An 11483-nucleotide genomic window follows, 5' to 3' on the forward strand; every position below is an offset into this window, starting at 1 on the left:
TGCTCTGAGTCTACACAACACGCCCCGACTTCCCCTATTGAGACCTATCGGCGCGATTTTCAACTTTCTGCGCGGTGGTGGACGGAATCGCGGGTGGCGACTCGGCTGCTGCCGAGGTGGGCCGATGAGGTGACACGGTGCGCGGTTACCCGCGTGGGGGTGCTGCTCGAGGCAGCATGGGGCGCGGCGGAGTGGGTGAACCGGGTGGCAGGGAAGGTGTGTGGGCGGGTGCGTGCAGCGGTGCCGGGGCAGGTCAGGTGGCGGGCGGGCTGGGGTGTGGCGGCGGGGTTGTTCGTCGCCGTGTTCGTGCTGGTGCCCGCGACATTCGCGGTGCAGGACGCGTGGGAGGTGCCGGTGCCGCGGACGATCGCGTTCGCGGAGATCGAGCCGATCCGGACCTCGTACTGGCTCAGCTGGGCGCTGACCCTGGCCGCGCTGCTGACCCCGACGCTGTTGCTGGCGCTGCTCCCGGCGGCCCGGATGATCGCGCTCGGCTATCTGCTGACCACCACCGCGACCGGGTTCGTGCTGTGCGCGACCACGGTGGGTCTGGCGTTCAGCGGCCTCGATCCGGCGTGACCTGGGTCAGCGCGAACTCCTCGGACAGGTTGTCGATGACCGAGCCGTGGATCTGCCGGTGCTCGTTGGCCAGCGCGGTGGTGGTGCAGATGCCGAACGCGCCCTCGGCGTCGTAGAGGACCGCGGCGCCCGCGGCGATGCCGTCGTCGCTGAGATGCGATTCCGCCTCGATGCCCATCTCGAGCCCGATCGGCATGCGCGAGAACGTGATCGAGACGTCGGTGTTGATGAACCCGATGCCCTCGGTGCCCCAGTTGGTGACCAGACTGGTCTGTTCCCCGGCCATGGCGGCGAAGCAGAACGGGGAGGACTCCTCGCCCGCGACCACGGGGATATTGCGCACCCACTTGCGTTTCCGGGCGTCGTTCTGGTGCTCGGTCATCTTCATCGACCACCCGTTGCCGTCACTGCCGAACAGGTGCATGGCCTCGTCGACGGTGGCGAGCGCGTCGCGCGGCGGCAGCGGCCGTTCCCGCTCGGGCCGCCACACCTCGCCCGGCGGCTGGGTCGACCGCTTCAGCAGCAGCGCGCTGCCCCGGGCGACCGGTTCACCGCCGGACCGCAGCACGATCGCCACCGCGCGGACCCGCTTGCCGTCGCGGACCAGCTCACTGTCGACGGTCAGCGGCACAGCGGGCACCGCGCGGTGCAGGTCGACGGTCAGCCGGGCGGGCGCGAACCCGTCGGCGCAGTAGCGCGCCTCGACTTCCCTGGCGATCAGCCCGCACACCGGCGGCCCGGACAGCGTGCTCGGGGCCCACAGGCTCATGGAGAACCGGGTGGGCTGGAAAACGCCGTCGTCCTGCGTGAAGTACGCCGGAGAAGTGCTCATTGCGACCCTCTTCTGCCCTGCGGCCGGCACCCTGGTGCCGTGGTGCGCCCACGCACCACGATCAGAGTAGAACGCGTTCTAGTTTTCCGGCAAGTCGGGCAGCTCAGGCGCGCTGCCTACCGCCACGCTGCGGAATGTAGGCGTCGATCGCCGCGCCGCTGATCTGCCTGCGCTCGTTGGCGACGGCCGATACGGTGCAGACACCGAATTCGCCGTCCGCGTCGTAGAGCACGGCCGAGCCCGCGGCGATGCCGTCGTAGCTGAGGTGATTGCCCGCCTCGATGCCCATCTCCGGGCCGATCGGCAACCGGGCGAAGGTGATCGAGACATCGGTGTTGATGAACCCGATCCCCGCGGTGCCCCAGTTCGTCACCAGGCTGGCCTGCTCGCCCGCCATGGCGGCGAAGACGAACGGCGAACCGGCTTCCCCGGCCACCACCGGGATCCCGCGGACCCACTTGCGTTTGCGGGTGTCGTTCTCGTGGCGGGAGATCTCGACGGACCAGCCGTCGCCGGACCCGTCACTGTCGAACAGGTGCACGGTGGGCGCGACCGAGGCCAGCAGTTCCGCCGGCGGCAGTGGCGGCTGCCGGATCTCGCGCCACACCTCCCCCGGCGGCTGCGCCGACCGTTTCAGCAGCACCGCCGAGGCCCGCGCGACCACCCGGCCGTCGGCGCGCAGCACCGCCTGTGCCGCGCGGACCCGGTTGCCGTCGCGGGTCGGCTCGCTGTCCACGGTCAGCGGGACGGCGGGCACCGGCTGATGCAGGTCGACGGTGAACCGGGCCGGCACGAATTCGCCGGTGCGGTACCGGTTCTCGATCTCGCGGGCGAGCAGTCCGCACACCGGCGGGCCGGACAGGATCCCGTCGGCCCACAGGCTCCGTCCCCACGACGTCGGCGTGTACACCTCGCCGTGGCGCCGGAAATACGCGGCGGACTGCTCGGCGCTCACTCGAGCTCGCCCTCGGTCTCGAGGTAGATCTGGCGCAGCTTGTCCAGGGTCTCGGTCTCGGGGTGCTCCCACAGTTTGCGCTCGGCGGCTTCCAGGAGGCGCTCGGCGATGCCGTGCAGGGCCCAGGGGTTGGACTGCTCCATGAACTTGCGGTTCACGTCGTCGAAGACGTAACTCTCGGAGAGCTTCTCGTACATCCAGTCGGCGACCACATTGGTGGTGGCGTCGTAGCCGAACAGGTAGTCGACGGTGGCGGCCATCTCGAAGGCGCCCTTGTAACCGTGGCGGCGCATCGCCTCGAGCCAGCGCGGGTTGACCACGCGGGCGCGGAAGACGCGGGCGGTCTCCTCCGAGAGCGTGCGGGTGCGCACGGCGTCGGGGCGGGTGGAGTCGCCGATGTAGGCCTCGGGGTTCTTGCCGGTCAGCGCGCGCACGGTGGCGACCATGCCGCCGTGGTACTGGAAGTAGTCGTCGGAGTCTGCGATGTCGTGTTCGCGGGTGTCGGTGTTCTTGGCGGCCACCGCGATTCGCTTGTAGGCGGTGCGCATGTCGTCGGCGGCGGGGGCGCCGTCGAGGTCGCGACCGTAGGCGTAGCCACCCCAGGTGGTGTACACCTGCGCGAGGTCGTCGTCGGTGCGCCAGCTCTTGGAGTCGATGAGCTGCAGCAGGCCCGCGCCGTAGGTGCCCGGCTTGGAACCGAAGATGCGGGTGGTGGCGCGGCGGGCGTCGCCGTGCTCGGCCAGATCCGACTGGGCGTGCGCGCGAACATAATTCGACTCGGCGGGCTCGTCGAGCTCGGCGACGAGGCGGACGGCGTCGTCGAGCAGGGCGAGCACGTGCGGGAAGGCGTCGCGGAAGAAGCCGGAGATGCGCACGGTGACATCGATGCGCGGGCGGGCGAGTTCGTCGAGGGGGATCACCGCCAGGGAAGTGACGCGGCGGCTGGCCTCGTCCCACACCGGCCGCACACCCAGGAGCGCGAAGACTTCGGCGATGTCGTCGCCGGAGGTGCGCATGGCCGAGGTGCCCCACACCGACAGGCCCACCGACTTCGGGTATTCGCCGTGGTCGGCGAGGTAGCGCGCCAGCAGCGATTCCGCCATGGCCTGGCCGGTCTCCCAGGCCAGTCGGGACGGGACGGCCTTGGGGTCGACGGAGTAGAAGTTGCGGCCGGTGGGCAGCACGTTGATCAGGCCGCGCAGCGGGGATCCGCTGGGTCCGGCGGGGATGAAGCCGCCGTCGAGGGCGTGCAGGACGCGGGCGATCTCGATGCTGGTCTCGCGCAGGCGGGGCACGACTTCCGAGGCGGCGAAGCGCAGGACCGTCTTCACCGCGTCGAGGCGCGCGGTCTCGTCGGCCGACAGCACACCATCGTCCGTGACACTGTCGTCGGCCGCATTCGCAGCGACGCCTTCGTCCGCACGCGTGGCAGCCGCGTCGCGGACTCCCCCGGCGAGGATCGCGGTGGCGTAGCCGCCGACCAGCGTGTCGACGGTTTCCGCCGACCAGTCCGTCGCCTGCAGGGCGCCGAGCAGCTCGCGGGCGCGGGCCTCCACGACGTCGACCCGCTCGCGGGCTTCGTCACCGGCTTCGCTGAGCCCCAATGCTTCGCGCAGGCCGGGCACGTTCTGCTCGCCGCCCCACAGCTGGCGGGCGCGCAGCATGGCCAGCACCAGGTCCAGTTCCATCTCGCCCTCGGGCGCCTGGCCGAGGATGTGCAGGCCGTCGCGGATCTGCACGTCCTTGATCTCGCACAGCCAGCCGTCGACGTGCAGCAGCATGTCGTCGAAGACGTCTTCCTCGGGGCGTTCGGCCAGGCCGAGGTCGTGGTCCATCTTGGCGGCGCGCATCAGCGTCCAGATCTGCTGGCGGATGGCGGGCAGTTTGGCCGGGTCGAGGGCGGAGATGTTGGCGTGCTCGTCGAGCAACTGCTCGAGCCGGGAGATGTCGCCGTAGGTCTCGGCGCGCGCCATCGGCGGGATCAGGTGGTCGACCAGGGTGGCGTGCGCGCGGCGCTTGGCCTGGGTGCCCTCGCCCGGGTCGTTGACCAGGAACGGGTAGATCAGCGGCAGGTCACCGAGCGCGGCGTCGGTGCCGCAGGAGGCGGACATGCCAAGGGTCTTGCCGGGCAGCCATTCCAGGTTGCCGTGCTTGCCGAGGTGCACCATCGCGTCGGCGCCGAAACCGTCGGGCGCGGACAGCCAGCGGTAGGCGGCCAGGTAGTGGTGGCTGGGCGGCAGGTCGGGGTCGTGGTAGATGGCGACGGGGTTCTCGCCGAACCCGCGGGGCGGCTGCACCATCAGCACCACATTGCCGAAACGCAGTGCCGCGATGACGATCTCGCCGTTCGGGTCGGCGGAGCGGTCGACGTACAGTTCGCCCGGCGGCGGACCCCACGCCTCGACCACGGCCTCGCGCAGGTCCTCGGGCAGGGACTCGAACCATCGGGTGTAGGTGGCGGCGCCGATGCGGATCGGGTTGCCCTCCAGCTGTTCGGCGGTGAGCCAGTCCGGGTCCTGGCCGCCCGCGGCGATCAGGGCGTGGATCAGGGTGTCACCGTCGCGTTCCACGAGGCCCGGGATCTCCCCGAGATCGCCGAGATCGTAACCGGCGGTGTGCAATTCGGTGAGCAGGCGGATCGCGCTTGCCGGGGTGTCGAGACCGACGGCGTTGCCGATGCGGGCGTGCTTGGTCGGGTAGGCCGAGAGCATGATCGCGATCCGCTTGTCGGCGGCCGGGATGTGGCGCAGGCGGGCGTGGCGCACGGCGATGCCCGCGACCCGGGCCGCGCGTTCCGGATCGGGAACGTAGGTCGACAGGCCGTCGGCGTCGAATTCCTTGAACGAGAACGGGACCGTGATGATGCGGCCGTCGAACTCCGGCACCGCGACCTGGGTGGCGACGTCGAGCGGCGAGAGGCCGTCGTCATTGGCCTCCCACTGCGCGCGACCGCTGGTCAGGCACAGGCCCTGCAGGATCGGCACGTCGAGGGCGGCCAGCGCGGCCACATCCCAGGCCTCGTCGTCGCCACCGGCCGAGGCGGTGGCCGGCTTGCTGCCGCCTGCCGCGAGGACCGTCACGACGAGGGCGTCGGCGCGGCCGAGCAGGGCGAGCAGTTCCGGTTCCGCGGTACGCAGCGAGGCACAGTAGACGGGCAGTGCGCGGGCGCCCTTGGCCTCGATCGCCGTGCACAGTGCGTCGATGTAGCCGGTGTTGCCGGCGAGGTGCTGGGCGCGGTAGTAGACGACGGCGACGGTCGGGGCGTGCGGTTCGAGGATGCGGGCGGTGCGGTCGAGCTCACCCCAGGTCGGCAGTTCCACGGGCGGTTCGAAGCCGTGGCCGGTGAGCAGGACCGTGTCGGAGAGGAAGTTGTGCAGCTCGCGCAGGTTGTCCGCGCCACCGGCGGCGAGGTAGTTGTGCGCGTCGGCCGCGACGCCAACCGGGACGGTCGAGCACTCCATCAGTTCCGCGTCGGGGGCGATCTCGCCGCCGAGCGCCACCATCGGCACCCCGCTGGCCCGCACCGCGTCCAGGCCGTCTTCCCAGGCGCGCTTGCCGCCGAGGATTCGCACGATCACCAGATCGGCGCCGTCGAGCAACTCCGGCAGATCCTCGACCAGCAACCGGGCGGGATTGCCCCACCGGTAGTCGGCGCCGCTCGCGCGCGCGCTCAGCAGATCGGTGTCGGAGGTGGACAGCAGCAGGATCACAGGGTGTGGCCTTCCTCGGGTGACGCGCCCAGCGGGATGCGGTGTGGTGCTCGCCGGAGAGGGTCTGGCTGTTCACAGTGGCGCGACCGCACCGGATTTCCACCGGTTTCCTCGACGCCCGCCGAGCATCCCGATCGTACTGTCCGCCCTCAGACCGCAACTTTCCAGCCCGCGTGCAACGACTGGACACACGATCACCACGCTCTGGTGCGAGCAACGCCCGAGAGGCGGCCTGCACTGGAGCGTGGTGATCTTGATCAGCGCGGCGGGTGGCGTTGTCCCGGTCGGCGGGTTGGGCGCGGTAGGCGTGTGCCGTGGTACGCGCGGTCAGTGGGTGGGGCGGCGGGTGGAGTCGTTGGCGGCGATGGCTGCGGCGACTTCGGTGACGGCAGTACGGATCACGGCGCCGTAGGTGTCGTCCGGCAGGGTGTGCAGGCGCTCGCGGGCGGCGTCGATGTGGCGGGTGGCGGCGGGGAAGGCGCCGAGGCGGCGGAAATTGTCGGCGAGGTTGAGGTGCAGGGAGGGGTAGAAGCCGGCGACCTGGAGGGCGGCGTGGTGGTCGTGCAGGCGGGCGTCGGTGAGGGCGTCGGCGGCGTCGAGGGCACGGACGTCCCAGACGAGGGCTTCGGCCGGGTCGTCGTAGGTGTCGGCCAGATAGTGGGCGAGGGTGCAGCGGTGCAGTGGGTCGCCTGCTACGCCGATGTCGGTCCAGACCTCGAGCAGGGTGGTGCGGGCGCGGTCCGGGTCGCCGGTGCGAAAGTCGGTGACGCCCTGGGTGATTCGGTCCATGATCGGGTCGGCGGTGGTCATCGGGAGGTCTCCTCGGTGTCGGGGCGGCAGGGCATGGCCAAGGTCAACTGGTCGCCGTCGGCGGCGGAACGGATACGGGCGGGCAGGTCGGGGGCGATGAGGTCGAGCATCACGTCGGGGCCGACAGCGCCTGCGACGGCGGTATAGAGGGTGATGACGGCGAAATGGATCGTCATCCCGGGGCCGGTGACGGTCGCGGGATGACGTGGCGCGACCTTTCCCTCTGCGGTGCGCACCTCCCCTGCCGGATCGATACGCAGGGTGATCGTTGGCGAGCCGGTCCGCTCGAGCGCATCCAGCAGTTCGGTCCTGTTCAGGACAACGCGGGTGACGACGGCGGGCAGCGCCGCGAGCATCGCGCGGTAGTCGGGAAAATCGTCGGCCGCGTTGCGGCATCGTCGCCGATCCGGGCCGAGCGCGTCTGCCCTACCGTTCTCGGCCGGCGTCGTGCCTGCTGTCTCGGCCGGGTCGCCGGAGGTGAGCTCGACGTGCGTGGAGCCGGGCCGGATCGCGACCGTGTGCTGACGGCGTAGCCAGGATGCGGCGGCGCGCAGGTCGTCGGCGTCGACCGTCGCGGTCCACTCCTTGGTGGTCGCGTGAGCAGTCCGCAGGCTCCGGGTGGCCAGGCGGTAGCGGTCGGTGGCGGTGAGGATCAGTTCCTGTGCGCGTGCCTCTAGGTGAATGCTGTTGAGTACCGGCATATCTGGATCTATCACCGTCGCGGTCGCGATCTGGTCGACGGCGGCCGCCAGCATCGGCCCTCGCATCCATACGGCGCTGTCAGCGAGCGGTTCCACGTCGGTCTTCCTGTCTGCGCCGGTCGCCGACGCCAGACCCGTAGCGGGGAGCGGACCGACGTGCATTGCGGCGCGGGCCGCGTCGGCGGCGGAGCGCACCGCTTGCAGTTGGCGGTCCAGGTCGGCGAGGTGGGCGTCGACCAGTTCCGCGGCTCGGGCCGGGTCGTGCTCGGCGAGGACTGCCACGACCGCGGGGAGCGGCATGTCGACGGCGCGCAGGTGGTGGATCAGCTGGGCGGTGTCGGTCTGGTCGGGGGCGTAGTAGCGGTAGCCGGTGATCTCGTCGACCGCGGCGGGGACGAGGACGCCCGCGTCGGCGTAGAAGCGCAGGGCGCTGGCGCTCAGACCGCAGGTACGGGCGAAGGCGCCGATGGTGAGCAGCTCGGATTCGGACACCGGCTCATCATCGGGGTTCGAGTGGCTCGAAGGTCAAGCCGATGCGAATCCGGCCCGCGCTTCGCCGCGACGGCGGAGCCCGCTCAGTCCGATAGGCGGCGTCGAGATCGGTGCCGCCGCACGGTCAGTCGCGACGGGTGCCCGCGGCGAGCATCTCCGGGGAGCCGGTGCCGAGGTTGCGGTACACGTTGGCGACCACCATCTGGCCGAGGGCGTTGTTGCCGACGCCGCCGATGACCGCGCCGATACCGGCCGGGATCAGGGTGCCGAACAGCAGCAGCGTCCGTTTGACGAGGTAGTTGACGAGGAAGCGCTTGGCCGGTGAGTCCGGCATGCTCGCCAGGCCGGGGATGTGGTCGGTGACGACCGAGATCCACCGGCCGGTCTTGTGTCCCGCGGTCTGGTCGAGCAGCTTGGTGCCCGCGTCCCCGAGGACCACCTTCGACACCAGGTGCGCGCGGCGGGAGTCGGCGGGGTCGAGGTCGTAGGCCGCGGCGGCGCCGACGGACAGCACCGAGGACGCCTCGAGGAATACGACGGTGTCGACGCCGGTCGCGGCCAGACCCAGCAGCGTGCCGACACCGGGCACGGCGGCGGTGAGCCCGACCACGACACCGCTGGTGGTGACGACGACCAGGTATTGGCGGGACAGCCGCCGCAGCGTCTCCACCGGCGCGTCGCCCGGATGCCTGCGTTCGAGCCAGTCGACATAGCGGCCCACCGCGGCGGTTTGCGCGTGCGCGGCCTTGTCCAGTGCGGGAACGACACGCTTGTCCACGAATTCACGCAGCATGCGGCGACCTCTCCTGTCGGCGATCGACCTGGCGAACGATTCCCGCTCACCCTAGGCGACGCGGCCCGGCAATGCCTCGCGCAACCGCCCGCATCGGCGGTCGTAGGCTGGACGGATCATGACCAGGAGCACTCCCGATTCTTGCCCCGGTGTCCTGCGACTGCACCAGGCCGCCGACGGGCCGCTGGCACGAATCCGGGTGCCCGGCGGCAGGCTCGAACCCGAGCAGCTGCAGGCACTCGCCGACGCGTCCGTCGAACTGTGCAACGGCCACCTCGAACTGACCTCCCGCGGCAATATCCAGCTGCGGCAGGTGCGCGACGCCGCCGCGCTCGCCGATCGGCTCGACGCCGCCGGTCTGCTGCCGAGCCGCACCCACGAGCGGGTCCGCAATATCGTCGCCTCACCGCTGTCCGGCCGGGTCGGCGGCTGGGCGGATGTGCACGGGCTCGCCGTCGGCCTCGACGCGGGTCTGCGCGCGGATCCTCGGCTGGCGGACCTTCCGGGGCGGGTGCTGTTCACGCTCGACGACGGTCGCGGCGATGTGAGCACGCTGCGCGGCGACATCGGCATCCAGGCCGTCGGGGCGGACGAGTTCGCGCTCCTGCTCGCCGGCGCCGACACCGGCGTGCGGGTGACGGCGAGCGAAGCGATCGACGTGATGCTCGACGCGGCGCGTGGCTTCCTCGATCTGCGCGGCACCGGTGACGACGGGCAGTGGCGGTTGCACGAGATCCCCGGCGGCGCCGAGCGCGTCACCGAGACCCTGGACCGCTCCCCCACCGGTGAACGGCTGAAACTCGGTGCGACACACACCGTTCCGATCGGCTGGCTGGATCAGGACAACGGCCTGGTCAGCCTCGGCGCCGGCGTGCCGCTGGGCACCCTGCCCGCGCGGACCGCGGAATTCCTCGCGGCTGTCGAACGGCCCGTCTATGTCACCCCGTGGCGCAGCCTGGTGATCACCGATCTCGACGAGGGTCCCGCCGAAACCGTGGTGCGGGTGCTGGCGCCGATGGGCCTGATCTTCGACGCGCAGTCGCCGTGGTTGCAGGTCAGCGCCTGCGCGGGCCGGCCAGGGTGCGCCAAGTCGCTCACCGATGTCCGCGCCGACCTCGCCGGCGCGGTCGACTCCGATCGCGTCCTGCCCGGCGAACCGGGCACGGCCGAGATGATCGTGCCCGCCGAGGACATCACCGTGGCGGGCCGCCAGCACTGGTCCGGCTGTGAGCGCCGCTGTGGCCGTCCCACCGGGCCGGTCACCGATGTCGTCGCCACACCCGACGGCTACCGCATCGATCCGTCGTGATCGCGCGCCTGCTGGGCGGTTGTCCCGCAGGGAAATTCGATCGACCCTGTCGGTGCCGGCTCGTACGCTGACCTTCTCATCACGAGGGGGTTTTCATGTCCACACTGCAGGTGACGGCCGAGCGGCTCGTCGTCCTTCCACATCCGAACGCCGATCGGCTCGAGCTCGCCCAGGTCGGGTTGTACCGGGCCGTCGTGGCCAAAGGCCAGTTCGCGACCGGTGATCACGCGCTCTACATTCCGGAGCAGGCCGTCCTGCCCGAGGAGCTGATCGCCGAACTCGGCCTGACCGGGAAACTGGCCGGGTCGCAGCGCAATCGGGTGAAGGCGGTGCGGTTGCGCGGGGAGGTGTCGCAGGGCATCGTGTGCACGCCCGCTGCGCTGAGCGGGGTGGATCTGGCGGCGGCCGCGGTCGAGCGCGCCGACTTCGCCGAGCGGCTCGGGATCATCAAATGGGTTCCGCCCGTTCCGGTCTCGATGTCCGGACAGGTCGAGCCTGCCCCGGATCTGGTGCGGTGGATCGACGTCGAGAACATCAAACGCTTTCCGGATATCTTCCCCGCCGGGGAGCCGGTGGTGGCCACGGAGAAGATCCACGGCACCGCCTGCCTGCTCACCCACGTGCGGGCTGACGACCGGATCCTGGTGTCCTCCAAGGGTGTCGGTGGGAAGTCGCTCTCGCTGACACCGTCGGAGGGCAACCTGTACTGGCGGGCGATCCGCACACACGGACTCGACGAGGCCGCCAGGAAGATCGCCACCGCGCTCGACGCCGACCGGGTCGGGCTGTTCGGTGAGGTCTACGGCGCGGGGGTGCAGGACCTGCACTACGGCGCCTCGGCCGCCCACGACGAGTCGCTGGGCTTCGGCCTGTTCGACATCGCGGTGGATCGCGGCGGCGAGCCAGTGCGCTGGCTCGATCACCACGAGATCGGCACGCTGCTCGGCGAACTCGGCGTCACAGTGCCGCGGGTCCCGGTCCTCTACGAGGGCCCCTACGACGCGGAGTTGCTGCTGACCCTGGCCGAGGGCACCGAGACCGTCAGCGGTGCGGGCGCGAACATCCGGGAGGGCCTGGTGGTCCGCCCGGCCACCGAGCGGCAGTCGCCGGTGCTCGGCGGGCGGGCGATCGGCAAGATCGTCTCCAACGCGTACCTGCTGCGCGATGGCGGCACCGAGTTCGAGTGAGCCGACGGCCCAGGCCGGCGGGGGCGGCCCCCCCCCGACGGCCCCACCGAGACCCGCCGCCCCGCCCCCCGCCCCCGCCCCCCCCCGCACCCCCACCGCACACGCGCGCGAGCGC

General features: G+C 71.0%; 9 protein-coding genes. 3 read left to right on the forward strand and 6 right to left on the reverse strand.

Annotated elements, in window-relative coordinates; all coding sequences use genetic code 11:
- Positions 1-153 precede the first annotated feature (153 nt).
- Complete coding sequence (locus tag ACFWPJ_RS13235) at positions 154-579, forward strand: hypothetical protein (RefSeq protein WP_378850558.1); 426 nt, start codon at positions 154-156, stop codon at positions 577-579.
- On the opposite strand, the gene ACFWPJ_RS13240 is transcribed toward ACFWPJ_RS13235, so the two are convergent.
- The 6 genes from ACFWPJ_RS13240 to ACFWPJ_RS13265 form a co-directional block, all read right to left on the reverse strand.
- Positions 557-1411, reverse strand: a complete 855-nt coding sequence (locus tag ACFWPJ_RS13240; protein ID WP_378850561.1) for an acyl-CoA thioesterase domain-containing protein — start codon at positions 1409-1411, stop codon at positions 557-559. The two genes, ACFWPJ_RS13235 and ACFWPJ_RS13240, sit on opposite strands and share 23 nt — an antisense overlap.
- A 103-nt stretch (positions 1412-1514) precedes the next feature.
- Positions 1515-2366: an acyl-CoA thioesterase domain-containing protein gene (locus ACFWPJ_RS13245; RefSeq protein ID WP_378850564.1), complete on the reverse strand. Its 852-nt coding sequence runs from the start codon at positions 2364-2366 to the stop codon at positions 1515-1517.
- A complete protein-coding gene (gene cobN / locus ACFWPJ_RS13250; RefSeq protein ID WP_378850567.1) occupies positions 2363-6076 on the reverse strand; it encodes a cobaltochelatase subunit CobN in 3714 nt (1237 codons plus the stop codon). Before cobN ends, ACFWPJ_RS13245 begins: the two co-directional genes overlap by 4 nt.
- 327 nt (positions 6077-6403) lie before the next feature.
- A complete protein-coding gene (locus ACFWPJ_RS13255) occupies positions 6404-6886 on the reverse strand; it encodes a hypothetical protein (protein ID WP_378850571.1) in 483 nt (160 codons plus the stop codon).
- Entirely contained in the window at positions 6883-8079 is a 1197-nt protein-coding gene (locus tag ACFWPJ_RS13260) for a MerR family transcriptional regulator (protein WP_378850574.1), read from the reverse strand. Before ACFWPJ_RS13260 ends, ACFWPJ_RS13255 begins: the two co-directional genes overlap by 4 nt.
- Positions 8080-8203: 124 nt before the next feature.
- Positions 8204-8872 (reverse strand): hypothetical protein, encoded by a 669-nt coding sequence (locus ACFWPJ_RS13265; RefSeq protein WP_378850577.1) that lies wholly within the window; start codon positions 8870-8872, stop codon positions 8204-8206.
- 118 nt (positions 8873-8990) lie between these two features.
- Here ACFWPJ_RS13265 and cobG point away from each other — a divergent pair, with 118 nt between their 5' ends.
- A complete protein-coding gene (gene cobG / locus ACFWPJ_RS13270) occupies positions 8991-10181 on the forward strand; it encodes a precorrin-3B synthase (RefSeq protein WP_378850579.1) in 1191 nt (396 codons plus the stop codon).
- Between the two features lie 95 nt (positions 10182-10276).
- A complete protein-coding gene (locus ACFWPJ_RS13275) occupies positions 10277-11368 on the forward strand; it encodes an RNA ligase (ATP) (protein ID WP_378850582.1) in 1092 nt (363 codons plus the stop codon).
- The last annotated feature ends 115 nt before the right edge of the window (positions 11369-11483 follow it).

Origin of the sequence: Nocardia sp. NPDC058497, from assembly GCF_042720195.1 — a bacterium.
Lineage (GTDB): Bacteria > Actinomycetota > Actinomycetes > Mycobacteriales > Mycobacteriaceae > Nocardia.

Coding starts and splice junctions, on each gene's coding strand:
- ACFWPJ_RS13275 (WP_378850582.1), top strand. CDS start 10,277: ATGTCCACACTGCAGGTGACGGCCGAGCGGCTCGTCGTCCTTCCACAT.
- ACFWPJ_RS13255 (WP_378850571.1), bottom strand. CDS start 6,886: ATGACCACCGCCGACCCGATCATGGACCGAATCACCCAGGGCGTCACC.
- ACFWPJ_RS13265 (WP_378850577.1), bottom strand. CDS start 8,872: ATGCTGCGTGAATTCGTGGACAAGCGTGTCGTTCCCGCACTGGACAAG.
- ACFWPJ_RS13240 (WP_378850561.1), bottom strand. CDS start 1,411: ATGAGCACTTCTCCGGCGTACTTCACGCAGGACGACGGCGTTTTCCAG.
- cobG (WP_378850579.1), top strand. CDS start 8,991: ATGACCAGGAGCACTCCCGATTCTTGCCCCGGTGTCCTGCGACTGCAC.